At 36.1% G+C, this 24285-nt stretch carries 21 protein-coding genes, 2 riboswitches and 1 other annotated feature; of the genes, 15 read left to right on the forward strand and 6 right to left on the reverse strand.

Translation table 11 applies throughout. The annotated features are described in order from the left end of the window. Positions 1–357 precede the first annotated feature (357 nt). The 3 genes from B2C77_RS05015 (at position 358) to B2C77_RS05025 (ending at position 2613) form a co-directional block, all read left to right on the forward strand. Positions 358–1317, forward strand: coding sequence for a tRNA dihydrouridine synthase (locus tag B2C77_RS05015; RefSeq protein ID WP_077702644.1), 960 nt, complete (start codon positions 358–360; stop codon positions 1315–1317). Between the two features lie 561 nt (positions 1318–1878). Then, positions 1879–2355 (forward strand): DUF2975 domain-containing protein, encoded by a 477-nt coding sequence (locus B2C77_RS05020; protein WP_077702645.1) that lies wholly within the window; start codon positions 1879–1881, stop codon positions 2353–2355. Positions 2356–2364: 9 nt separating this feature from the next. Next, on the forward strand, positions 2365–2613 hold the full coding sequence (locus tag B2C77_RS05025; protein ID WP_077702646.1) for a helix-turn-helix domain-containing protein: 249 nt from the start codon (positions 2365–2367) through the stop codon (positions 2611–2613). 161 nt (positions 2614–2774) lie between these two features. Here the strand turns inward: B2C77_RS05025 and B2C77_RS05030 are convergent, their stop codons facing one another. Beyond that, positions 2775–3278: a YolC/YozM family protein gene (locus B2C77_RS05030; RefSeq protein ID WP_077702647.1), complete on the reverse strand. Its 504-nt coding sequence runs from the start codon at positions 3276–3278 to the stop codon at positions 2775–2777. Positions 3279–3465: 187 nt separating this feature from the next. Here B2C77_RS05030 and B2C77_RS05035 point away from each other — a divergent pair, with 187 nt between their 5' ends. From B2C77_RS05035 to B2C77_RS22470, 12 genes are all read left to right on the forward strand, one after another. Then, positions 3466–4125: an SDR family oxidoreductase gene (locus B2C77_RS05035; RefSeq protein ID WP_077702648.1), complete on the forward strand. Its 660-nt coding sequence runs from the start codon at positions 3466–3468 to the stop codon at positions 4123–4125. An 805-nt stretch (positions 4126–4930) separates the two neighbouring features. Continuing rightward, entirely contained in the window at positions 4931–6364 is a 1434-nt protein-coding gene (gene tyrP / locus B2C77_RS05040) for a tyrosine-tyramine antiporter (RefSeq protein ID WP_077702649.1), read from the forward strand. Between the two features lie 44 nt (positions 6365–6408). Next, entirely contained in the window at positions 6409–8271 is a 1863-nt protein-coding gene (gene tdc / locus B2C77_RS05045; protein WP_077702650.1) for a tyrosine decarboxylase, read from the forward strand. A 907-nt stretch (positions 8272–9178) separates the two neighbouring features. Further along, the gene (gene pdxK, locus B2C77_RS05050) at positions 9179–9997 is read left to right on the forward strand and encodes a pyridoxine/pyridoxal/pyridoxamine kinase (RefSeq protein ID WP_077702651.1); all 819 of its coding nucleotides are present in this window, start codon (positions 9179–9181) and stop codon (positions 9995–9997) included. Positions 9998–10499: 502 nt separating this feature from the next. Then, complete coding sequence (nhaC, locus tag B2C77_RS05055; RefSeq protein WP_077702652.1) at positions 10500–11873, forward strand: Na+/H+ antiporter NhaC; 1374 nt, start codon at positions 10500–10502, stop codon at positions 11871–11873. A gap of 634 nt (positions 11874–12507) precedes the next feature. Continuing rightward, positions 12508–12810, forward strand: coding sequence for a YerC/YecD family TrpR-related protein (locus B2C77_RS05060; protein WP_077702653.1), 303 nt, complete (start codon positions 12508–12510; stop codon positions 12808–12810). A 374-nt stretch (positions 12811–13184) separates the two neighbouring features. Next, positions 13185–13407, forward strand: a binding site (T-box leader). Positions 13408–13477: 70 nt separating this feature from the next. Beyond that, complete coding sequence (gene tyrS / locus B2C77_RS05065; RefSeq protein WP_077702654.1) at positions 13478–14734, forward strand: tyrosine--tRNA ligase; 1257 nt, start codon at positions 13478–13480, stop codon at positions 14732–14734. Between the two features lie 237 nt (positions 14735–14971). Then, the gene (locus B2C77_RS05070) at positions 14972–15664 is read left to right on the forward strand and encodes a protein rep (RefSeq protein ID WP_077702655.1); all 693 of its coding nucleotides are present in this window, start codon (positions 14972–14974) and stop codon (positions 15662–15664) included. Positions 15665–16111: 447 nt separating this feature from the next. Continuing rightward, the gene (locus tag B2C77_RS05075) at positions 16112–16474 is read left to right on the forward strand and encodes a PadR family transcriptional regulator (protein WP_077702656.1); all 363 of its coding nucleotides are present in this window, start codon (positions 16112–16114) and stop codon (positions 16472–16474) included. Next, positions 16435–17205, forward strand: a complete 771-nt coding sequence (locus tag B2C77_RS05080) for a VanZ family protein (protein ID WP_176087277.1) — start codon at positions 16435–16437, stop codon at positions 17203–17205. Before B2C77_RS05075 ends, B2C77_RS05080 begins: the two co-directional genes overlap by 40 nt. A 22-nt stretch (positions 17206–17227) precedes the next feature. Further along, on the forward strand, positions 17228–17734 hold the full coding sequence (locus B2C77_RS05085) for a VanZ family protein (RefSeq protein ID WP_254843937.1): 507 nt from the start codon (positions 17228–17230) through the stop codon (positions 17732–17734). 397 nt (positions 17735–18131) lie between these two features. Continuing rightward, positions 18132–18335: a DUF4177 domain-containing protein gene (locus tag B2C77_RS22470; protein WP_367946658.1), complete on the forward strand. Its 204-nt coding sequence runs from the start codon at positions 18132–18134 to the stop codon at positions 18333–18335. Positions 18336–18468: 133 nt separating this feature from the next. On the opposite strand, the gene B2C77_RS05100 is transcribed toward B2C77_RS22470, so the two are convergent. From B2C77_RS05100 to B2C77_RS05120, 5 genes are all read right to left on the reverse strand, one after another. Further along, entirely contained in the window at positions 18469–19518 is a 1050-nt protein-coding gene (locus B2C77_RS05100) for a homocysteine S-methyltransferase family protein (protein WP_077702659.1), read from the reverse strand. Positions 19519–19748: 230 nt separating this feature from the next. Further along, positions 19749–19850: riboswitch (SAM riboswitch) on the reverse strand. A gap of 263 nt (positions 19851–20113) precedes the next feature. Beyond that, positions 20114–21214 carry a methionine biosynthesis PLP-dependent protein gene (locus tag B2C77_RS05105; protein WP_077702660.1) on the reverse strand — a complete coding sequence of 367 codons (1101 nt, stop codon included), beginning with the start codon at positions 21212–21214 and terminating at the stop codon, positions 20114–20116. A gap of 95 nt (positions 21215–21309) precedes the next feature. Continuing rightward, positions 21310–21411: riboswitch (SAM riboswitch) on the reverse strand. A gap of 271 nt (positions 21412–21682) precedes the next feature. Beyond that, positions 21683–22579: a manganese catalase family protein gene (locus tag B2C77_RS05110; protein WP_077702661.1), complete on the reverse strand. Its 897-nt coding sequence runs from the start codon at positions 22577–22579 to the stop codon at positions 21683–21685. A 15-nt stretch (positions 22580–22594) separates the two neighbouring features. Further along, the gene (locus B2C77_RS05115; RefSeq protein ID WP_073012803.1) at positions 22595–22813 is read right to left on the reverse strand and encodes a YuzF family protein; all 219 of its coding nucleotides are present in this window, start codon (positions 22811–22813) and stop codon (positions 22595–22597) included. Between the two features lie 547 nt (positions 22814–23360). Next, on the reverse strand, positions 23361–24245 hold the full coding sequence (locus B2C77_RS05120) for a LysR family transcriptional regulator (RefSeq protein WP_077702662.1): 885 nt from the start codon (positions 24243–24245) through the stop codon (positions 23361–23363). Positions 24246–24285: the final 40 nt, after the last annotated feature.

Raw genomic sequence — 24285 nt, forward strand, 5'->3', positions numbered from 1 at the left:
ATAGAGCATGGTATAAGTGTAACAGAAGCAAGAGTGATTTCCCTGCTGCATACGGATGTTTTACAACGCTTGTAGCAACAAAATGCAGATTTAATCTCGGAATAAGATGCTGTAAGACTGCACTTCAATAATTAAAAAACTGCCAGCGCTGGGAAAGTCTAAGTGAGAGAAACAGTCAGTGGTCTTTAAGTCAACCCTTAGTTTTCCAACAATCAGTGAATAATGCAGAAAATGCACTTTTTCTACCAAAGCTAGCAGAACCGCTCGCTCAAAAAATACAGTATTTAAATTTTATTTTCTTAAAATAGTAAACGAGGGTTTGCCTCCGTTTCCCATAGTGAAAGGATTTGTTTAAATATGACAGATAATTTTTGGCGTGATTTACCAAAGCCGTTTTTCGTATTAGCACCAATGGAAGATGTAACGGATGTCGTATTTCGTCATGTCGTTAGTGAAGCTGGAAGACCCGATGTGTTTTTTACAGAATTTACAAACTCGGAGAGCTATTGCCATCCCGAGGGGAAATTTAGTGTGCGTGGACGCCTAACTTTCACAGAAGATGAACAGCCTATTGTAGCCCATATATGGGGAGATAAACCTGAAAACTTTCGCCAAATGAGTATTGGGATGGCGGAAGAAGGATTTAAAGGCGTTGATATTAATATGGGCTGCCCTGCACCTAATGTTGCAGCGAACGGAAAGGGATGTGGGCTTATTCGACGTCCAGAAGTTGCTGCAGAGCTGATTCAAGCAGCAAAAGCAGGCGGACTGCCCGTAAGTGTGAAGACAAGGCTTGGCTACACCCAAGTGGAAGAGTGGCGGGATTGGTTACGTCACATCCTACAACAAGACATTGCAAATCTTTCTATTCACTTACGTACAAAAAAAGAAATGAGTAAAGTAGCTGCCCATTGGGAGCTCATTCCAGAAATAAAGAAACTTCGTGATGAGGTAGCACCAAATACTTTATTAACCATTAATGGAGATATTCCTGATCGTCAGACTGGTTTGGAACTTGCCCATCAATATGGTGTAGATGGGATTATGATTGGTCGAGGTATATTTAAGAATCCATTTGCGTTTGAAAAAGAGCCGAAAGAACATAGCAGTGAGGAATTGCTTGACCTCCTAAGATTGCATCTGGATCTTTTCGATAAGTATGCTATGTTGGAGCCTCGTCCGTTTAAGCCGCTTCGTCGCTTTTTTAAGATATACGTCCGTGACTTTCACGGGGCGAGCGAGTTAAGGAATCAATTAATGAGTACAGAAACGACAGATGAAGTACGTACATTGCTGGATAACTTTGAGCATTGCTAACAACCAGATGCCCCCATTTAGGGGGGCTGGTTGTTTGTTACCTATTTCGTTTATGCGGCAAATTTATATGACTTTAACGAGCGTTATTTCTCGGGAAAAAGCTTAGACACTTCTGCAACAAGGCTTTGTCTATAATAGAATTCTCTGGGCACTCGCAGAACAACTTAAAAAAGCAATACCAAGCCATCCTATAGGAGTTGAATGAAAATGAAATATATAAAATCTGCGAAATACGATAAAGCGCTTATTAATGAAAACATGATGGCCCTAATAGTATGAAAATACTCGAGGAACTAATGCAAGATGTTCCATTAAAAGTGGTATGCGAGTATTAGACTTAGGTTGTGGGAATGGATTAACGTCTATATAGTAAGATTTGATGATAAGCCAAGCGTTTCTAAGATGTGCTACTACTTATATTTCTAAAAGCTTACATATATTACGTATACTTATTTTTTCTTTCATAAAGTAATGAATTCCTATGTTATTTAATAATTATTTATTGATATTCAATAAATGAGGGATTATAATAGAGATAACGATAAAAAGTGAGGTGTTCATATGAGACGTGTAGCAGTACAAATCTTGAAGATTGCTATTTTTGTAATTGGCATCGTTGTATTCGGCTTATGTATTTTCGCCTTGCCTCCGTTAGCAAGCAGTTCAGCAGAAATGTTTCCGGACTTTTCTTATTTACAATACACTATTTTATTAGGCTTGTATGTGACGACAATCCCTTTTTTCTATGCGTTATATCAAGCGTTTAAGTTGTTGACTTATATGGAGAAGCAGCTTGCTTTTTCAGCGTTTGCGGTACGGTCATTAGCGCGTATTAAGTACAGCGCGATTGTCATTAGTCTGCTTTATATGATCGGAATGATTTATCTTCTAACGCAAAGTGCGCTTCATCCTAGTATTGCAATTGTAGGATTAGCGATTCTTTTTTCTGCCATCGTTACCATGTTGTTTGCCGCTGTTCTGCAAGGACTGTTGAAAAATGCAATGAAGATCCAATCAGAAAATGAGTTGACCATTTGAGGTGAGTACATGGCAATTATAGTTCATATTGATGTAATGTTAGCAAAAAGGAAAATGAGTGTAACGGAGCTTTCGGAAAAAGTAGGTATCACGATGGCGAACTTATCTATTTTAAAAAATGGCAAGGCGAAAGCAGTTCGTTTTTCTACGTTAGAAGCCATCTGTAAAGCGTTAGATTGTCAGCCAGGGGATATTTTAGAATATCAAGCTGACTTGGAGACAGAAAATAAAGAAGAGAATCATCGGCAAGTGCAATAGAAATGACGTTGTACGGAGGTCGTGTTAAAGGCCGCTGCCTCCGCATATTTTATCAACTTATCCATCTCAGTTTTGTAGATGAATTGGTTGCGATGGAAGCATGGTCTTAGCAAAGTTAATGAACCGACATATTTGAAACCAAGACCACCTCATTCGTGATTTTAGTCATGATAGGCTCCATTGAATTGAAATAGTCCAAGCACTTCCTTTTCTAATTCCTCTTTAGAAATATTGGCATCCTCTGCTATGTGGAAAATGAAAGGGGATTCTTTGTTTTTTAAATTAACTTCTGCATTTACACGGTCATACTCGTTCTTGTCAAATATATATAAATTTATCAGCTCCATCGCATGCTGTAATCTTAGTTCTTGCTCATTGCTCCGTTTAATGCTAATGGAAAATGTATCGGAAAGGTCGTACGCTTCTAGTTTGTTTTCCATTGTTGTTACAAATTCATGTTGATTAATCTGCTCATCAATATCAAAGAAAACATCTGCACTATCGATATAAGTAGTGAAAATATTATAATTATCTCGAGCATAGTCCATCACTTTCCCTATTCGCTCCTCTTTACTGATTTCAGGCTCTTTTTCTTTTAGGATGTTTACACTGAACAGCAATCCAATAGATAAAACAATAACCAAAAATAGGACGATTTTTTTCATCTTCCCCCTCTTTTCTCTTTTCCTGCTTTTGTTTACCAGCGTACGCCAATTAACTTTACTATACTATGTCATAAATATTCGTTGCAATTTTTTCAAAATGGTCATAAAGTCACTCCGAATCAGAATGGTGGACAGAGGTAAAAATTCTATTTACGATAGAAATAGAAGAAACAATAAGGATGAAAGGATGGTTATTTTGAAAATTCTTGTTGTAGGAGCAAACGGACAAATTGGTAAACATCTGGTGAAACAAATTCAAGATAGTGGGAAACACACGGCAAGAGCAATGATTCGTAAACAAGAGCAAGCGAGCTATTTTAACGAATTAGGTGCAGAGACAGTCATTGTGGATCTTGAAGATGAGGTAGCAGCGATTACAAAAGCGGCTGATGATGTTGACGCTGTCGTGTTTACAGCTGGTTCAGGACCTAAAACTGGAAAAGACAAAACATTAATGGTGGATTTAGATGGTGCAGTCAAAACGATGGAAGCAACGAAAGCAGCTGGGGTAAATCGTTTTGTGATGGTAAGCTCATTTGACACAAGCCGGGAAGCCATCCAAAGAGCGTCATCTTCTTTTGCCCCATATGTTGTTGCTAAGCATTATGCAGATGAGTGGCTCAGAAGCACAAATTTAGATTATACGATTGTCCACCCTGGCTTATTAACAAATGATCCGGGAACGGGGAAAGTGCATGCAGCAACGAAAGTGGAGCGAGGAGAAATACCTCGAGAAGATGTGGCAAGCGTTATTTTCGGTTGTTTAGAAGACGACACAACCATTGGTAAAGATTTTCAAACCGTAACAGGTGAAACGGAAATGAAACAGGCATTACAGAAGTTATAAATAACTCTCCAATCAGTAAGGGAATCTGGGTACCCTTCGCTGATTGGAGTTTTTTTACATTATAGGAAAGTATAGAGTTTTAAAGATTATAGGATTAGAAAAACGACAGCGTTTTTCCGCTAGAAAGATTTGGCGGTAAGCCAAGTCTTTCTAACACTAGATGGTTTATAGTACAAGCAAACTGCGGCGACAGCCAACTTTTCCTACAAAAAATACAAATTTTCTCCCTTAAACTTGGCGATAAGCCAAGTTTTTAATCTACTAATATTCCATTTAGACGAGAAAAAAGCCCCCAATGAAGGAGACTACACCATATGTTTTTTAGCAAGAACAATTTAACGCTTTTATCGATAAAAGCATTCATCGATTTATTAATAAACTAAACAATGCGTCACCTCGTTAAATAACAAGATTTTATAAATGTTAAATAAACCCTTTTAAATCAACGTTAAATTATGTATTGACAAAACAAAAAAACAGGCGTAAACTTATGATTGCAAGTTAACTTGTGAGTGCTTTCACTAAACAGCAATAGATGAGATATCTTTTTTACGTACGATAAAAAATACGTATTGGAGAGGTATGATGGATAAACTTTAATTCACGTTTTGAATTATATGTGAAACATCAAACATTTGCTGTTTCCATGTGTAGTTGTTAGTCAGAGATCACGGGGAATGATTTTGTTCATCCGTTCTCTAAGTAGAAATTCTTTCATTTTTATATGAACTTCCTAGGTATACAGTCATATGAAAATGAGATGCATCTTTAAGTAACAAGTTGAAAAAGGAAAGAAGGAAAATTTATGGCTAAAACAAAAAGCCTAACACTTTTTGGGTTGATCGGTATTACGATGGCTTTTTTTGGTACGGTACGTAGTGTGCCAACACTTTCCATAACTGGATGGACACAAATTTTTTATATGTTAATTGCGGCAGTTCTATTTGCATTGCCAATCGCTTTGATGTCTGCTGAACTCTCTACAGGCTGGCCAGAGGAAGGCGGACCTACAGTTTGGGTGAAGAACGCATTAGGTGAGAAATGGGGATTTGTTACCTCATGGTTACTATGGGTTCAAATGTTTTTTGGTATGGTCATGGTTGCGTCTACAGTAGGTGTGTTATTTGGATACGTTGTTAATGCACCAGAGCTATCTTCAAACAATTACTTTATTTTTGCAGTTATTTTAATATCTTACTGGGGCGTGACGATATTAAATCTCAAATTTGATATGGTAAAAGTGGCTGGTAACTGGGGAGCTATTATCGGTGTTTATATTCCATTCGTTATCCTAGTTGTTCTAGGTGTTATCTATATGATTAAGAATGGTATTCAACCAAATAGCTATTTAGGAGATTTTAAACCGAGTGATCTTGTTCCGAATTTTAAAGACTTAGGTAGCTTAACTTACTTATCAGGAATTATCTTTATTTTTGCAGGTGTAGAAATCTCATCTGTGCATGCAAATAATATCGAAAATCCTAAACGTAATTATCCAATTGCTGTTATAGCATCTGTTCTTTTGTTGGTTTTCTTTAATATTGTCGCTGGTTTAACTGTTTCAAACGCAGTACCAGTAGGTGAATTGGAGTTAGCTAATATTACACAACCGTACATGATTTTTTCTGAAAACTTGGGTATCCCATCCATTTTCGTTAATATCATTTCCTTAATGATTTTAATTGGGGTGTTAGTCCAATTAAGTGCATGGGTACTTGGCCCAAGTAAAGCGATGATCAAAGTTGCGGATGAAGGTAACTTGCCTAAATTCTTTCAAAAAAGAACGGAAAAAGACATTCCGATAACCTTTGTACTAATTCAAGCAATTGTTATTTCTCTAGTATCTTTCTTGTACGTAGTTGTTCCTGATGTGAATAGTGCCTTTTTAATTATTACAATTACAACAACCATTTTATATTGTATTGTGTATGCATTGATTGCTATTTCAGCAATCCGCTTACGCTATAAAATGCCAGAAGTTGTACGTCCATTTAGATTAGGAAATAAAGGAAATGGATTAATGTGGTTTGTTTCCATTCTTTCTTTAATTAGTGTAGCAATTACACTTACTGTCAGTATTATACCACCATCTATTTTACAACCTAGTCAGTACACAGGTTATATTATTTATCAAATAGCAGCTACAGTAATAATGGTAGGTATAGCTCTTTTTATTCACAAATGTAAAAAACCAGAATGGAAGAAAGAAACAACAACTAATCATAAAAAATGTAGCTAAAGAGAAAACGATAGATTTCGTGATATTAATTGGAGGATTAGAAAATGAAAACTGAATTACAAGACCACAATTTAAAAGCTTTATTCTTAGGAAGTAAAGGTGAAAATGTAGATTTATTTAAAGAACTATTACTAAAAATGATTGATGAACATGTGGGGTGGCGTCAAAACTATCAGCCGCAAGACTTACCAGTAATTACGCCACAAGATAAAAGTTCAAAAAGTTTCCAAGAAACTGCTGATCATGTACGTAGTGTATTTAATGTTTTATCTTCTAAACTTCGTACGAACTCACTTCCATGGCATACAGCAGGTCGTTTTTGGGGACATATGAATTCTGAAACATTAATGCCATCTATCATTGCTTATACAACTGCCATGTTATGGAATGGGAATAACGTAGCATATGAATCCTCACCAGGCACTTCACAAATGGAAGAAGAGGTTGGTCATGAGTTTGCTGCTCTTATGGGATATAAAAAAGGAGAAAGCTGGGGACATATTTGTGCTGATGGCTCTATTGCCAACCTTGAAGGTCTTTGGTACGCAAGAAATATGAAATCTCTTCCTTTAGCTATTAAAGAAGTTGCTCCTGAATTTGTAGCAGGTAAAACGGAATGGGAATTACTTAACATGTCTACAGAAGAAATTCTAGATATTCTAGATCAAATTCCTGAAAAAATAGACGAAGTGAAAGAGCATTCTGCACGCAGTGGGAAAAACCTGCAAAAACTAGGTAAATGGTTAATTCCTCAAACCAAACATTATTCTTGGTTAAAAGCTGCTGATATTATCGGTGTAGGACTTGACTGTGTTGAAGCTATTGATGTGGATGATCATTATCGAATGGACATTGATAAATTAGAAGCAAAAATCCGCGAATTGGCAGCTGAAGAAATTCCAGTTCTTGGTGTGGTTGGGGTAATTGGAACAACCGAAGAAGGACAAGTCGATCGTATTGATAAAATGGTAGCATTACGAGACAAATTAGCTAAAGAAGGCATTTATTTCTATATACATGTAGACGCTGCTTACGGTGGCTATGCCCGTGCGATATTCTTGGATGAAAATAATAACTTTATAGATTACGCGAAAATGGAAGAAGTACATGAGAAATTTAACGTTTTCACAGAGAAAAACGAATGGCTTACCGAAGATATTTATCATTCTTTCAAAGCGATGAGTGAAGCGGAAACCATTACAATTGACCCGCATAAAATGGGGTATATTCCTTACTCTGCTGGTGGTATTGTTGTTAAAGATACGAGAATGCGTGACGTGATTTCTTATTTTGCCACATATGTATTTGAAAAAGGTGCAGATATTCCTGCTTTACTTGGTGCTTATATGCTAGAAGGATCGAAAGCAGGTGCTACTGCGGCTGCAGTATGGACAGCCCATCAGGTACTACCATTAAATGTAACAGGATATGGTAAATTAATCGGTGCAAGTATTGAAGGTGCTTATCGTTTCTATCATTTCTTACAAGGAAAACAATTCAAAGTTGGCGATAAAACCATTCATGTTTATCCATTAACAAAACCTGACTTTAATATGGTTGACTATGTATTTAATGAAGAAGGAAATACAGACTTAGAAAAAATGAATAAGCTTAATCATGATTTTTATGAACAAGCTTCTTACGTTAAAGGTGGATTATACAATAACGAGTTCATTACTTCACATACAGATTTTGCGATTCCAGACTATGGAAACAGTCCATTGTCATATGTTAACAGTTTAGGATTCAGTAAAGAAGAGTGGGATCGTGAAGGTAAGGTTACAATACTTCGTGCTTGTGCTTTATCACCGTATGCATATGACAAAGATGTCTTTGATGAATATGCTAGCAAGATAGAGCAAGCAATTCAAGAAAAACTTGAAAAAATTTATGCTGTTGTAAACTAATGAAGTCCTATTAAAGAATCAGTTTATTAATAGCCAATTGGTTGTTAAGGAGGCTAGAGGGGATGATTTTATCACGCTATTACAATCATCCCTCGGCTTCAATTGATTTGGAAATGTCCTTTTCTTACACTATAGGGAAATATAAAGTTATAAGGTTTATAGTATAAGAAAATCGACAGCGTTTTTCCGCCATAAAGATTTGGCGGTAATTCAATTTTTTTAATGATTATTGATGATTGTTAAAATGTAAATGTTTACCTTTAAAGTAAATGACAAGTACTAGACTACCTTCTGTAAACAAGGTAATCTCAATAATAGGAAATAATAATAGTAGTAAAAATAGTACTTATGTTCTTTGACAACCATTATATATAATTTTAATACTATACGTTTATAGTATAAGAAAAGATTGGTGAGAAGCCAAGTTTTTTCTTCAAGGAATAAGAAAGTATAAAATTTGTTGCTTTTGGATACCGATTTAACGGAATAGCCACGTCCGGCTCCATCGCCCAGCAACTAGGCGACTTCACTCCATTGCCCTAAGCTAAGTCATCATCGGTTCGTGCTAAATAGGAAGGTGGACTAAAGACGGGCTTGCCGGAGGGCGCCGTTATACTCCTGTTGCAGGAGCATGATTCCTAAAAATTTTGTTGATTCGTTCCACTATACGAAAGTATAAAAGTTTAAAGGTTTATAGTATAAGAAAAACTACAACTTTCGCCATAAGACTTGGCGACAAGCCAAGTTTTTCTAAATAGGTTGTTGAAAAGTATTGTAAATAAGCCTAGTTATGTGAATCTATTTGTGAATTATTTAACAATTACATGTAACGCGTTCTAGCATATAGTAATCTTCCATGAAAAGTTACAAGATACAATATGCAGAAAGCTGTTAAGGAAGTGAAAAAATGACAATTAAAAAAGTATTAACGGTTGCAGGTTCTGATTCAAGTGGTGGTGCAGGTTTGCAAGCCGATCTGAAAACATTTCAAGAATACGGAACTTTTGGCTGTACTGCTATCACGAATCTCGTCACGATGGATCCCAAAAATAATTGGAATCATCGAGTGTATCCCGTTGATGAGACGACAGTTCGGGAACAATTGGAAACAATCTTCTCTGGTAGTCCGCTAAATGCTATGAAAACGGGGATGTTAGGCTCTACAAATATCATAAAGATTGTAAGTGAAATGATTGATCAATATGAAATGAAGAATGTTGTAATTGATCCGGTGATGGTTTGTAAAGGAGAAGATGAGCCTTTGCACCCGGAAAATGGGGTTGCTATCCGCGATTATCTTTTACCGAAAGCAACTATCGTAACGCCTAATTTATTTGAAGCTGCTCAACTATCTAGTATGTCTGCAATCCGTACAGTTGCTGATATGAAAGAAGCAGCGAAAAAGCTGATAAACCTTGGCCCAGAATATGTTGTTATTAAAGGCGGAAAAAGTTTTGATGGCAATAAAGCAATTGATTTACTTTATGATGGGTCTGCTTTCACTTTTTACGAAGTAGAGAAAATCAATACGAATTATAATCACGGTGCTGGATGTACATTTGCAGCTGCTATCACAGCAGGATTGGCAAAAGGTTTCTCTGTAAAAGAATCGGTAGCAAAAGCAAAAACATTTACCACCGAAGGTATTAAGGCTGGATTTGCCTTTAATGCTTTCATTGGACCAGTTTGGCATGGAGCATATAATAGAGCAGTTCTATCTGATTAGTTCTATGATTTTACTGAGGATTTAGAATCGTAAAGAATTTCGTCTTGCTTACTAGACTATCTCTTTGTATATATCACGCTGTAGAACTGTTGTCTCTTAAGTTGAGGGTAAACGTTGCTTCCATCGGCTAAATATATGCGGAGTTGGAGGGAAATGTCCATTGACTGACACGTTGCATTATTGTCCTCTTTTGTTAGGCCATGTTCTATGAACATGGCATCTATCGTTCCGTATTAGGAAATTGTGAAATTTTAGAATTTACTTAAGTAATACTACAAATTTCGGAAGACGGGACTAGAAGCGCAGTTCTATCCTGCTTATGTGATATGGGCAGCTTCCAATAGTGTAGGGAATTACTCATGGCGTAAATTCAATACTTTTTACTTTAATCAATCAACGTGCCAATGTCTTTAAATGTAAAAGAAAACAGGATTGTGCTAGTACTAATTAAATTATTAAAGTAGTAATTCTCAGATCGTTTAGGTCGTAAGGAGTTTATCATATGAAAAGAGATATAACGTTAAAAGAAAGCATCTTTCTACTAGTATTATTATTATTGATTATAGGTATTAGTATAATAGGTTTGGATTTGCCTCCGCAAATTCCGATTTTATTCGCAGTAGGAATTGTTATCCTTTTTGCTAAGATGAAAGGTGCTTCATGGGAAGTTGTTCATAAGGGAATTGAAAATGGAATTATACCTGGTCTGATCCCCATCATTATCTTTATGCTTATTGGTGTCTTAATAAGTGTTTGGATTTCAGCAGGAACCATTCCAACTATCATGGTTTATGGGTTAGGGATTTTATCAGCGAAATTTTTCTTACCTTCTGTGTTTGTTATTTGTGCACTTGTTGGTATTTTAGTAGGTAGTTCGTTCACAACCATTTCAACTATAGGTATTGCGTTTTTAGGTATGGGACAAATGATGGAATTTAATATTGCGATGACTGCTGGCGCTATAGTGTCAGGAGCTTATGTCGGGAATAATATATCTCCTTTATCCGATACAGCCAATTTGGCTTCTGCTATAGCGGAAGTGGATTTATTTGAACATATTAAAAATATGTTGCGAAAAATTGTTCCTGCTTTTGTTATTTCACTTATCTTTTTTATTATAATTGGACAAACAAAAGCGGGAGCGACGGAAAGTAATATTAATGAATTAGTAGATACATTATATTCTAATTTCAATATTTCTATGGTGTCCCTAATACCAGCACTCATTTTATTTTTGTGTGCGTGGAAGAAGATACCTGCTATTCCAACACTTCTAATGAGTATTGCGGTTACCGTTGTTATTCAATATATATATTATCCACATACCAGCTTTTCTAAAATCGCTAGCCTTATGCAAGATGGATTTGTTTCGAATACAGGAACAGAAACGGTAGATGTTTTGCTTACCAGGGGTGGTATGCAAAGTATGATGTGGTCTGTTTCGCTAATTATCCTTGCTTTGACATTAGGAGGACTGTTAGTAGAATTAAAAATTGTTGAAACGTTAATATCAAAAGTTCAAGGTCTTGTTAGTACAAAAGGGAAATTAATTTTAATGGCTGGATTAAGTGCGGTAGGTATAAATATCGTTCTTGGAGAACAGTATTTATCCATTATTTTGCCAGGTAAAGCATTTAAATCGCAAGTGGAGGCAATAAATCTTGATCCCAAAAAACTCTCAGCTATTTTGGCAGATGCTGGGGCAGTAGTTAATTCACTAATTCCATGGGGAGTAAGTGGTGTGTTTATTACTGGAACATTGGGGGTTTCTACATTAGAGTATGCACCATTTGCTATCTTTTGTATAACTGCTCCAATTATAAATGTATTATTTGGTTTTTTTGAAAAAGAGAAGGGATTACCTCCTCTCTCTTAAATAGCTATGGGGCAGATTACTTACAATATTTATATTCTGCTCCATACTTAACCTATGATATCTCAAGCCCACATTTACTTCTCTCTTGTATGATAGAATGGCAAAAATGTTAGGTTTTATAGTAGAAGCAAAACAAAGGCTTTTGCCATGCCAAAAGTATCTTGAGGGGGCAAGGAGAATAAGTTTAATTCGTTAAGGTTAAATGAGAAATAAAATATAGAAAAAATTACCAGTGTGTTTTAATGCTTAAAATAAATCCAAATACCCTAAATGGTGTTATAATTAAATGTCGTTTTCTTTTATTAAATCATCATAATTGACTCTAATCTTACCTAATTAAAATGGGGGAATTTCTTTGGCTTTATTATAGGTAGCCATGATGGGTGATATGTAGTGAAATATTATTCATTTTGAAATGGTATTGTAAGCTGCTAAACTGTTGCTTTTAATCAATAGGCTGAAAGCGTGAAATGGTTTACACCATAGGAAAGAATAAACTGTTAAGCTTTATAAGTGAAACGAAGGTGTTTTTCGCCATAAAGAGTTTGACGATAAGGCAAGTTTTTTTGAAGTCATTCTTTAATCCTTTGATGTGTTAATGATATTGGTAAAGATATAAACGGAGGTAAAAAATATGCTTATAGATGAAATACGTGGAGAAGAATTAGATGATTTTTTTTGCGCGTTTTTAGAACTTCAAACAATAGAAGAATGTTATTGTTTTTTTGATGATTTATGTACAGTCAATGAAATAAAGGCAATGCTTCAACGATTTAGAGTAGCAAAAATGCTTTATAATGATAACACATATTGTCAAATTGAAGATGAAACAGGGGCAAGTACAGCAACCATCTCTCGTACGAAACGTTCATTATATCATGGGAATAATATGTATGATATTCTTTTCAGTCGGATGAAGAAAAGTATAGAGAGTTAATGAAAAGTATCCAGAATTAGCATTAAATGGTTGCCAAATGAAACGAAAATATAAATGATTATGGTATCATATTATAGACAAAGATAATTATTTATATTATGCTTAGAATGAGTTATGATGATATACTTACTTGTGAACGTATGAACAAATGTTTGTTTTTAGTTTGAAGGGTTATATTATTTGTTACTTTTTTAGGAAAGTACAAGCGTTTACACGTAAAAGTATAAGAAAAACGATAATCGGCAAGTCTTGGAGTCAAGTCCAATTTTTCTGATCAAATGTAGACAATAGCGAGGTCTCTTGTACGTATGAAACAAAAACAAAAACGTTGACAAATACATTTTTATTCACTATAATATTTTTAATCTTATACGACGCATACGATGAAGGAGCCTAGTAGCAAGCTTGTCACTGTTATTTAGAAAGCTAGGGGTGATGTGACCTAGTACAAACAATCTTGTGAATTACACTTTGGAGTATCTTAGCTTAACACTAAGCGGATTAGCAAACGATATAATTGCTGAGAGTGGTATCAATAGTTACGATTATTACTATTGATGCAATTTGGGTGGTAACACGGTTAGAATCGTCCCTATGTCTTTATGACATAGGGCGTTTTTTATTTTTTAAGCTTATATAAGAAACTATACTAAAGGAGTGGAAAAGCATGAATCTTATTGATGAGTTAGAATGGCGTGGAGCTATTAATCAACAAACAGATGCTGAAGGATTAAAAGATTTAATTGAAGAGAAAAAGATTTCTTTATATTGCGGTGTTGATCCAACTGGTGATAGTATGCATATTGGTCATTTAATTCCATTCATTATGATGAAACGCTTTCAATTACACGGTCATCAACCGGTTATTTTAATTGGAGGAGCGACAGGGACTATTGGTGATCCTAGTGGACGCCAAACAGAACGGCAATTACAAACATTAGAGAAGGTACAAAATAATGTTGATAAGCTAACGAAGCAAATGAAGAAATTATTCTTCGATGGTGATAGTGAACTTAGGATCGTGAACAACTACGATTGGACACATAACTTAAGTATATTGGATTTCTTACGTGATTACGGTAAAAATTTTAGTGTCAATAATATGTTGGCAAAAGATATTGTCGCTAGCCGATTAGATAGTGGGATTTCGTTCACGGAGTTCTCTTACCAAATTTTACAATCTATGGACTTTCATCACCTATTTAAAGAAGAAAATGTACAATTACAAATTGGTGGTAGCGATCAATGGGGCAATATTACAAGCGGATTAGACCTCATACGTAAAAAAGAGGGTCAGGATGCGAAAGTCTTTGGTCTAACCATTCCACTTTTATTAAAAGCAGATGGAACAAAGTTTGGTAAAACAGCTGGTGGAGCAATTTGGTTAGACGCAGAAAAAACGACACCATACGAATTTTACCAGTTTTGGATTAACGCAGATGATAAAGACGTGATAAAATACCTGAAATTCTTTACGTTCTTAACGAAAGAAGAAATTGATGAATTAGAGAATAAAGTGAAAACAGAACCGCATAAACGTGAAGCGCAAAAAGTGTTAGCAAAAGAAATGACAAAGTTTGTTCATGGTGAAAAAGCATTAACGCAAGCATTGAAAATTACGGAAGCACTTTTTAGTGGAAATGTTAAATCATTAACAGCAGATGAAATTGAACAAGGATTTAAAGACATGCCTACTTTTCAAGCTTCCAAAGAAACAAAAAATATTGTCGACTGGTTAGTTGAGTTAGGTATCGAACCATCTAAACGCCAAGCGAGAGAAGATATTAACAATGGAGCTATTTCCATGAATGGAGAACGAATAACCGATGTTAATACAGATGTAACAGCAGAAAACGCATTCGATGGAAAGTTTATTATTATTCGTAAAGGGAAGAAAAAATACAGCTTGGTAAAATTAGCTTAATGCATTTAGAGCCTACTTCTATTGTAAAGGAAGTTTGTTGGCTAATAAAATCACTGCATATATAGATAAAAGAAGAAACATCTTCCCAAAACTCTAAACAGGTTCTAGGGAAGATGTTTCTATATCATCGCTCAATAAAACGGAACATTTTGAAAGATGACAAACTTAATAGGATGATTTCATTTATTATATTTTGTTAAGTAAAGGAATTCAGATGGATGAAAGGGATGTTTCAGGATGCCTTCTTCTTGGAAAAGATCATTAGAACTAGCATATACAAATCATTACATTATTACGAAGGTGAATGAACAGAAACCAGTTAATTGGTTATTACTAGATGTAGGTTTAGAAAATGTGGCAGAAGAGCATATTAACCAATCCTTAGATAATTTGCTTATTGGATTTAATCGATTGTTTAAGTATAAAAGTGTAAAGCAAGCTACATTAGGTTATTTTCGTATGCTGGATATAGTTAAACAAAATGATAGGTTCCATCCAAAAATTCATGTCTTGCTGCCAACGATGAAAAGCTATTTTCAAGGAAGATACTATATTAAACGTGATAAATGGTTAGAAATGTGGGCTAAAGCTTTAGGGGTTACTAATGATCTATATGTAAATGTAAAAGTGATCCAACCTGAGGATAATAGTCATCGAATGGTAGAAAAAATGGAACAAGGTTTAGCAGTACTTTTGGATGTACCAGAAGCAAACAGACCTAAAAAAGATAAGAAAATTATTGAGACACGAAGGTTAATTGGGTACAGCAGGTTATTAAAAAAGGAAGCAGATCAACTACCTCCTGATTCAGACTTTTACCTAGATATAGCTCATTTACGTACAGACGATAGGATTGCAAATGTTGCTTTTGACAACATGCTCACTTGGCACCCTGGCTTAAGAACAGAAAAAGAAAATCCTTTTATCTGAAGGTAATGTCATAAGGGTAGCAGTTGCCTTCAATCTTGCTTGCGCTATGAAGAAGGCATGAAATTTTACGGTTTATTTTGGATATAAGGTGCTGTAAGACTAGTCACTTTTGGGAGATGCAAACTGTACAAGCCTTAGTGATAGATAACAGCACCTAAAACCTCGATTTGTTAACTTACAATTAGTGAAGAAAGAGTTGAAGTGGGTGAAATGACACCGCACTACCTTCCAACTTACTAAATCATCCTTCCATATTGGAACATAATGTACCCTTGAAAATAATAAATTAGTAAAGTATGAATACAACTAATAAAAGATTGGTAGGGCAATTCCCAATGTTTTAATGCCATCACCTAGGGATGGATAACTTTACCTATATACCTTGTATTACGATGTACTATGTGTTACATTATTTTAGAAAATAACAAAAAAGAGAAGGTGCTGAAAATGGATAAAGAAATAATGAAAGGAAGTATTGATATCCTGCTATTGTCTCTCCTCCAGAATCGTGATATGTACGGCTATGAGATGGTTAAGGCGTTAAAAAAAAATAGTAATGAACTGTATAACATGAGTGAGGGTACTTTGTATCCTGCTTTAAAGCGACTTGAAAATAAAGGCTGGGTCCAATCTTATTGGGGAGATTCGGAAAGTGGAGGCAGAAGGAAATATTATCAAATTACCCAGCAGGGAAAAAACGAGCTAGCTAACAAACTGCAAGAATGGAATCAAATTAGCCATTTAATTAAGGTATGTTCGGAGGGATTAGGTTGGAGTCAACAATCGAAGCCTACATTCACAAAATTGTAAGTGAGCTACACTGTGGGGAAGAAGAAAAAAAAGACATGACAGATGAAATGAAAGATCATTTGTATTTGTTGATACAAGAATATAAGGAAGATGGGTTTTCAAATGAAGTAGCCGTAAATAAAGCGTTAGAAACGTTTGGCGAACAAAAGCAATTAGCAAGCGGCTTACAAACATCTATTTCTCCTTTTCACAAATTATGCAAAATAACGACAGGCATTTTTTTCGGATTATATGTTCTTATCCTATTTTTTAAGTTCTTTTTGGAGCGCATGATTTTAACAGCGACTATAGTTAAAAGTGGTGACTTTTTTAACCCACATGTGGCTATTCCGGAAAATTTTACAGGTGCATTTGATGTTGAATACATTCATTTAAATGCCAATTTTTTGCCCTTTAAAACGACGCTACAATATATCTTAAATGCAGATTCATATAACGTATCCATTATTATTGAAAACACCGTAGGGAATGCCCTTGTATTTTTGCCGCTAGGAATCTTTCTGCCGCTATTATTCCCAAAGTGCCATTCACTATTAAAAGTTTCTATAACTGTAACGATCATTATCTCGGCGATTGAAAGCTTGCAATTGTTGTTATGCGTTGGTCAATTTGATGTGGATGACATTATCTTAGGAACGATTGGCAGTGGCATAGGATTTTTATGTTTCCTATTTTTCCAGCGCTTAAAGAATGAAATAACTGCAATACGACGTATAGAAAAAGAATTATAATATAAAGAATAGTGAGTTGTAGATGATGAAAGCCATTATAAAAATAGGTTTATTTCTAGTGTTATGTGTGTACGTACTCATATTATCAAAACTTGTCTTGTTTAAGTACCTTTCTTTGCATGAAATTTTAGCTCACTTTGCATTTCGTTATGAAGGGCCTACTTGGAATGAGCATAATTTAATTCCTTTTAAAACGATATTTTTCTATCTATTTTCTACAGATATCAATTTTTCTATAAGGGTTGAAAACTTGGTTGGTAATATCATTGGTTTTGCGCCTTTTGGCTTCCTTCTACCATCAATTTGGCGAAAATTTCAAAATCTAACCAACATTGTCCTTGCAACATTATGTTTAAGCTTTATGTTCGAGTTCGTGCAACTGAGTTTTAAATTTGGTAGCTTCGATGTAGATGATTTGCTGTTGAATACACTTGGAGGAGTAATTGGCTATCTACCTTTTTTACTATTTAATACGCTAATCAAGAATAAACAACAGCATAGGCTGGTGAACAGGAGAGGATTTAAATAAGACACTGAGATGCACTTTCAAAAGAGGAAAGTCCACAGTTCTTGTCGAATGATAAAAGTACTCCGTTTCTAAAAGTAATGAAGATGTCGATCTTGCTTCTGGTTAAAAGGAAATAAATAGGATAGATTAATATGCATCTGTACATCCATCATTTTTTCAACTTGTTTAAAAAAGATTATATGTTTATGCTAATGATTTTGGTAATCCTTCTATTTTCCTTCTTTATTTGGACAGGATTTCCGATTTTTGTTGTGGGAGTAGAAATAGCAAAGATAACGAGCAATGCAATATTCATTCACTTAGCTATCTGCTATCTCTGTATCAGCTGGATTATTAATCTTTTTAGTATATATGAAAAAATAAGGATAATAAAAGCAATCTTATTTATGGAAAGGAGATTCGACGTGGGTGCTGGGAATATGCGGTAGAAACTTGGACATTAGGGATCACTTCAGCTGATCGAGAGGAATCTGAAGATAAATTAAATGAATACGGAAAACAAGGTTGGGAATTAGTAAACGTTATTCCTCAGATTGGTGGGAGTATGGGGGATATTAGTGTGAACTTTAACCAAATCATTTTTAAAAGAAAAGCGATATAAAGAACGTAAAATATAAATAGATGTTCAAATCATATTTAAAGGAACTCCCCGTCACTGCTTTGATGGGGAGTTCCTCTCTAAATCAAAACTTGTCAGCGGATGATATTTTTAAAAATGCTTATCCAGCAACCCTCTAAGCCTTAGTTCGGTATTCTAAATTATGTTTTTTCAACGTTTTGTCAGTACCAAATAAAAAGTGTTTTTCCATATTTGGCGAGTATTTGGAATTAATCGTTTCTTTACCGACAGCTTCTGCAACAGCACGTAACATTGCAGGCGACGCGCCACAGCATAAGCCAATATAGTTCACACCGATGTCTTTTGCTTCTTTCGCCCAAGCGGCTAATTCGTAGCGGTTGTGATAAAGCGGATCAAGTGCCGTTGGGAATGTCGTTTCTGTAGGTAAATGGCAACTGCAACCTCCATCCGGCAAGTTGAAAAAGGTTGGGTGCGCCTCTGTTGTTCGATAAGGTATTGGTAGTGCCCCAACATAACCTTTGACTGTATCTCTTATTTTAGCTACAAAGGGCTGGATGGTATCAGGGCCACGGAAGCAATTCATTCCGACGACGAGCGCTCCTTTTTCAGATAATAATTGGCAAGCTTCCTCTACGGTATACCCGTCCCTTAGAATGTTTTCTCCCATAAGACCAAAAGTGATGACGGCTGGGAGTTCTTGTTTCGTAATTTCTTCTAAAGCGATTAGAGCTTCTTCATAATAATAAAATGTTTCTCCATTTACGAAATCAACACCTTCTTCTTTACACCATTGCACCATCTCGGCAAAAATGCTCCTTACTTGCTCTTTGGAAGCTGGGTCATTCGGATCGAAAATATTCGTGTTAGAAATGTTTCCAGCAACGAGTGCTTCTTCTACAGGATGTTCTTTGGCGACTTCTTTTGCTAGTTGAATGGCATTTCTGTTCAACGGCTCGAGCAATTCTTCCTTACCAATAATTCGCATCTTTTCTCTATTCCCATTGTAAGTAAACGCCAGTACGACGTCTGAGCCTGCATTCATAAAATCGCGATAAGCTTGTTTCAGAGCTTGTGGATTATCTAATGCGACTTCCGGTACAAAAGAACCTGCTTGTAAATACCCCCTGCGTTCTAATTCAAATAAATAACCTTCTCCCACAATAACCGTACCTTCCTGCAATCTTTGTTGTAAGCTGCGTTTCATCTTAAACTCCTCCTTTTATTTTGAAACCTTTGCTTTGTAAAAAATGTGGCACGAAGTATGTAGCAAGAGCTACGACTTCCGGATTTAATTCATGGAAAAATTACGCCCACCTTTCATTAAAAAATCGTTTTCTTAGTTGCTTCACCTATGTGAGCTTCCATCGTGAATTATTGGAACATAAAAACCCCCTTCTTATGAATAAGAAGAGGGTAGCTTCCAAATGTTGTCTCTTCTTATCTTCAAGCGTTACGCTTCTGGAATTAGCACAGTGCAAAAGATGCCTGTTGCTGGGGTATCATAGGGGCCAGTCCCTCCACCTCTCTGGATAAGATAAATCCTATAAAGTTGTGGAATAATAAAGATTTACAGTTGGCAATGTTTAAAAACGCCATTAAATTCACAGTGTGTAAAATCTTATCATTCAGAATATGAACTATACTATATACGAAAAAAATAAATGTCAACCTATTTCGAAAATATTTTATAGATTAGAAACTTCTGCGTCTAGTAGTGGATGAGAGCCAACATTTCATTTTCTATGATGTTTTTTTCATAAAAATACAACTTTTATTATAAAGTTCCGGCAAGCCCAAATTTAAAATGCCTGTAATGCGTTCTGCAAATCATGTTTTAAATCATTCACATGCTCTATTCCGACCGAAAAGCGTAATAAACAGTCATCAATGCCACGCTTGGTACGTTCATTAAGGGGAATATCCGCATGTGTTTGTGTCGCTGGATACGTGATAAAGCTTTCCACACCGCCTAGACTTTCGGCGAAGGTAATCAGTTGCATTTGCTGTAAAAAAGGGTCTACCCACTTGCTATCGTGTAAACGAAAAGATAACATACCACCTTTGCCAGGATAAAGCACCTCTTTTATTGCTTGGTGGTTGCTTAAAAAATGGGCTAATTCTCGGGCATTTGTTTCATGCTTTTCCATACGCAAGGAAAGCGTTTTTAACCCTCTAATTAACAGCCAACAATCAAATGGAGAAAGCACTGCCCCAGATGCATTATGCATCATAGCGAGTTGTTCACAAATCGGTTCATCGTTAGCAACTACTATGCCAGCCAATACATCATTGTGCCCGCCGATATACTTTGTTGCACTATGTAGAATAATATTAGCGCCAAGTTCTAAAGGGCGTTGCAAATATGGCGTAAGGAAGGTGTTGTCAACAATAAGTAATAGATTATATTTTTTAGTAAGGTGAGCGATGGAGGCAATATCTATTTCTTGCATTAAAGGGTTTGTCGGTGTTTCAATAAATATTGCTTTTGTTTTGTTAGATATGTTTGCTTCCGTTTCTTTGAAGTTGGTAAAAGGATCATAGCAGATCTTGAAATTGTATGCTTTGTTGTACTGTTCCAACAAACGATACGTTCCCCCGTAAATATCTGCTGAAACAATGATTTCATCACCAGCTTGAAAAAGGGAAAGTACAAGCTGGATAGCCGCCATGCCTGAACTACAAGCAAAGGCTTGCTTACCAGATTCTAAATGCGCAACACCTTCCTCTAACAGGCATCGGGTAGGGTTTTTTGTACGGCTATAATCATACCCGGTTGACTGCCCTATCCCATCATGTTTGAATGCAGTTGATAAATAAATAGGGGGATTAACTGCGCCAGTGCGAGCATCACTTCGATTTCCTAGTTGCACCATGTTTGTTTCACGCGTTTGTTGTAACATTTTATCATCTCCTTAAAAATGGTTACAAGGAGAGGATGCAAAAAACCTCTCCTTGAAATAAGAAGAGGTTTCCTAATATGTCGAAAAGGAGCTTCTTCTTATCTTCAAGCGCTATGCTTCTGGAATTGGCACAGTACCGCATGCGGTCTGTTGCCGAGGTATCAAAGGGCCAGTCCCTCCACCTCTCTGGATAAGAAAATGTCTATTGAATTTTAAAAGTTTGAATATTAGAATACAAGGAAAATGAATAAAAGTCAAGGGGATTTTTTAATCGATTTAGGCTTCCGATAAAATTTTTTTTTGCACTATAGGAAGGTATAAATTTTTTGGTTTATCGTATACGAAAAACAAAGGCTTTCGAAAGGCTTGGTGACAAGCCAAGTTTTCTAAGAACTACTATCAGTTAAATGTGGTTTCTACATAAATATTCCATGATGAACTCCGTGGTGTTCAAGGAGTTCATCATACTTACATGTTTTCCATTAACCGTTTAGCGATTTTTTGATAATCATCTTTATCAATGCCAGGTGCAAATTGTTCAGGAAGGTCTTCTAAATTAGGAACAGGGCCTCCTTTTGGTGTTCCTTCCTTGACGATTAGCTTCTCCCCATTCTCTGGATTGTCTCCTTTCCAAATTTGTCGGATATCGTTATAATCTCCCACATCATTCCACGTGTATAAAACATTTGCCAATCCTTGTTCTTCAAATTTTCGAGCATAATCAAACTTCGTGTTCGATAAATCAGGAATCGGGATAAGCTTTTTAACGTCAACGCCTGTTGCGATTTCTAATGCTTTCGCATAGGCTAGCACATGTGTACCTCCACGAACTAATAAGTAACCAATCATTTCTCTTGCTGTTTCATGTTCTGTCATTTCGTAAACGCGCATTTTATGTGTACGAGCGCCGACTTCAAGAAAGAAATTGTGTAGTAAATCTAAGACAAGATTGCCGCTACTAAAGACATTATCTCCTGTCCATGCTCGACCCATGGAGTCACCTACAAGTGCTGTTTGAGCAGTAGCGATAAATTGATACGTATTTCGACTGTCTTTTCCTTCGCGTAACGGGGTTACATCTGGGTTTCCCGTGTAAAAGGTGTTTCCTTTTGAAAGTAGATTAATTGTGTTCGTCACAAGTTCAACATGGCCGAACTCTTCAGCTGTTATACTTGCTACAAGATCGTAAAATGGTTTAAGCTTATCTTTTTGGCGGAAATTGAACGATTGAAACATATAATTATTTAATGTAGACATCTCGCCAAATTTCCCACCTAATAATTCTTGGACCGCTGCTGCAGCATTAGGATCGCCGTGTTCAGGAACAGGCAGTTCAATTAACATGCGGTTTTCACGCTTAAACATGAGAAGCCTCCTTCTTTAGCTTTTCGGAATCACCCAAACAATTTGTTGAATACGAATATAGAATGAAGATCCGCCCGATTCTAAAACGATATGGTCAGGCATTACTGTTTTTAAGCTACCTGTCACTGTTCCTTGTGTTGTTTGTACAATGAGCGTGGCACCTGTTATTGACTGTAAAGTTTGGTATACGTAAGGGTCAAAAGCACTTGTAAATGATGGGGTTTGTGCGTTCATTTTTCAGCCTCCCTTTATGATGGACTCACTACAACTAGGCTATGACGGCAAAAAGCAGGTTATTCGTTGGACAAGTTGAAAATAAATGCTTATCTCGTATTTTATAGAATTCTTCATAATTGAAAAGTCGCTGAAGTTCACAATTATCCACGAGTTGCTACACCCTAAGCCAATAAAAAAACAGTAGCGTTTTATAATTGCTACTGTTTTTTTATTGATTTGGTCTGCACTATAAGAAAGTATAAAATGAGGTGCTTGGATCGGCGTCTGGCTCCAGGGCTCAGCAACTAGGCGTCTTCACGAATCGCCCTACGATAAGTCATCATCGGTTCGTGGCTAAGAGGATGGACGACTAAAACAGGGCTTGCCGCTCGACATCGGCATACCCCTGTTTTAGTGGCATAATACCTTTATCACCGTTGCTAAACGGGCACTTGCTTCTTTGTTCCACTATAGGAAAGCATAGAATTACTATTGATTATAGTATAAGAAAAACTAAGTCTACCTCTAAAAGGATTGGCAGTAGGCCAAGTTTTTCTAAATGAACTTAATTTGTGAAATCTTTTGCCATAGTGACAAACTCACGTACGGCATACGGCAAATATTTATCTTTTTTCCAAATAAGTGCCAACTCCAGATGAAGCCTTGGTTGTTTGAAAGGAATAGCTTGAACATCGTGATGGAGCAGTTGTTTACAAATTTTACTAGGGAAAAGAGCGATGCCTAAGTTTGCCTCCACCATTTCTATCATAAAGTCTCGCTGCGAACTTTTACATACTGCATTTGGTGAAAAATCGTAATATTGACAGGCTTCTACAATCCGGTCATGTAAAGAGAAATCTTGCTGATATAAAATAAATGGTTCATCCTGTAAATCTGGCAATGCAACAGATTTTTCAGAAGCAAGAGGGTGATTGTTTTGGACAACGACCATTAAAGGGTCTTTTAACAGGTTTATTGTAGAAAAGTGGTGTTTTTCTACTGGTAGATTACAAATGAGGCCAACATCTAACTCTCCTTCTTTTACCCCATGTTGAATTAAATTACTACCCACTTCGTTTAGTTCAATATGAAAGGAGGGATGCGCTGCTTTGTATTGACTAATTAATTTTGAAAAAAAAGTAGCGCCAATAATGGGAGGGATGCCAATTTTTATTTGTCCTTTTTTTAATTGCACCACGTCATACATTTCCGTTGTTAGATTTTCATAAGCTTCGATAAATTGTTTGGCGTTCCCTAAAAACGCAGCGCCCGCATCTGTCAGTTCAATCTTTTTTCCACCTCGATAAAATAAAGTAACACCGAGCTGATTTTCTAAATTTTTAATTGCTTTACTTAAGGAAGGCTGGGAGATGTGAAGCGTGGAGGCAGCTTTGGTGAAATTTTGTTTATTGGCTACAGCAATGAAATACTCAACTTGACGAATGTCCATATAATCCGACCTTCCATTTGTTAAATTCCTGTTTTTCATT

Source organism: Virgibacillus dokdonensis, from assembly GCF_900166595.1.
GTDB classification, from domain to species: domain Bacteria; phylum Bacillota; class Bacilli; order Bacillales; family Amphibacillaceae; genus Virgibacillus; species Virgibacillus dokdonensis.

What these genes read in the sequence shown, in the direction of transcription:
- B2C77_RS05070 (WP_077702655.1), top strand. Translation starts at nt 14,972, where the DNA reads ATGCCTTCTTCTTGGAAAAGATCATTAGAACTAGCATATACAAATCAT.
- B2C77_RS05100 (WP_077702659.1), bottom strand. Translation starts at nt 19,518, where the DNA reads ATGAAACGCAGCTTACAACAAAGATTGCAGGAAGGTACGGTTATTGTG.
- B2C77_RS05020 (WP_077702645.1), top strand. Translation starts at nt 1,879, where the DNA reads ATGAGACGTGTAGCAGTACAAATCTTGAAGATTGCTATTTTTGTAATT.
- B2C77_RS05030 (WP_077702647.1), bottom strand. Translation starts at nt 3,278, where the DNA reads ATGAAAAAAATCGTCCTATTTTTGGTTATTGTTTTATCTATTGGATTG.
- tdc (WP_077702650.1), top strand. Translation starts at nt 6,409, where the DNA reads ATGAAAACTGAATTACAAGACCACAATTTAAAAGCTTTATTCTTAGGA.
- nhaC (WP_077702652.1), top strand. Translation starts at nt 10,500, where the DNA reads ATGAAAAGAGATATAACGTTAAAAGAAAGCATCTTTCTACTAGTATTA.
- B2C77_RS05105 (WP_077702660.1), bottom strand. Translation starts at nt 21,214, where the DNA reads ATGTTACAACAAACGCGTGAAACAAACATGGTGCAACTAGGAAATCGA.
- B2C77_RS05110 (WP_077702661.1), bottom strand. Translation starts at nt 22,579, where the DNA reads ATGTTTAAGCGTGAAAACCGCATGTTAATTGAACTGCCTGTTCCTGAA.
- B2C77_RS05075 (WP_077702656.1), top strand. Translation starts at nt 16,112, where the DNA reads ATGGATAAAGAAATAATGAAAGGAAGTATTGATATCCTGCTATTGTCT.
- B2C77_RS05025 (WP_077702646.1), top strand. Translation starts at nt 2,365, where the DNA reads ATGGCAATTATAGTTCATATTGATGTAATGTTAGCAAAAAGGAAAATG.
- B2C77_RS05035 (WP_077702648.1), top strand. Translation starts at nt 3,466, where the DNA reads ATGGTTATTTTGAAAATTCTTGTTGTAGGAGCAAACGGACAAATTGGT.
- B2C77_RS05015 (WP_077702644.1), top strand. Translation starts at nt 358, where the DNA reads ATGACAGATAATTTTTGGCGTGATTTACCAAAGCCGTTTTTCGTATTA.
- tyrS (WP_077702654.1), top strand. Translation starts at nt 13,478, where the DNA reads ATGAATCTTATTGATGAGTTAGAATGGCGTGGAGCTATTAATCAACAA.
- B2C77_RS05115 (WP_073012803.1), bottom strand. Translation starts at nt 22,813, where the DNA reads ATGAACGCACAAACCCCATCATTTACAAGTGCTTTTGACCCTTACGTA.
- B2C77_RS05085 (WP_254843937.1), top strand. Translation starts at nt 17,228, where the DNA reads ATGATGAAAGCCATTATAAAAATAGGTTTATTTCTAGTGTTATGTGTG.
- tyrP (WP_077702649.1), top strand. Translation starts at nt 4,931, where the DNA reads ATGGCTAAAACAAAAAGCCTAACACTTTTTGGGTTGATCGGTATTACG.
- B2C77_RS05060 (WP_077702653.1), top strand. Translation starts at nt 12,508, where the DNA reads ATGCTTATAGATGAAATACGTGGAGAAGAATTAGATGATTTTTTTTGC.
- pdxK (WP_077702651.1), top strand. Translation starts at nt 9,179, where the DNA reads ATGACAATTAAAAAAGTATTAACGGTTGCAGGTTCTGATTCAAGTGGT.
- B2C77_RS05120 (WP_077702662.1), bottom strand. Translation starts at nt 24,245, where the DNA reads ATGGACATTCGTCAAGTTGAGTATTTCATTGCTGTAGCCAATAAACAA.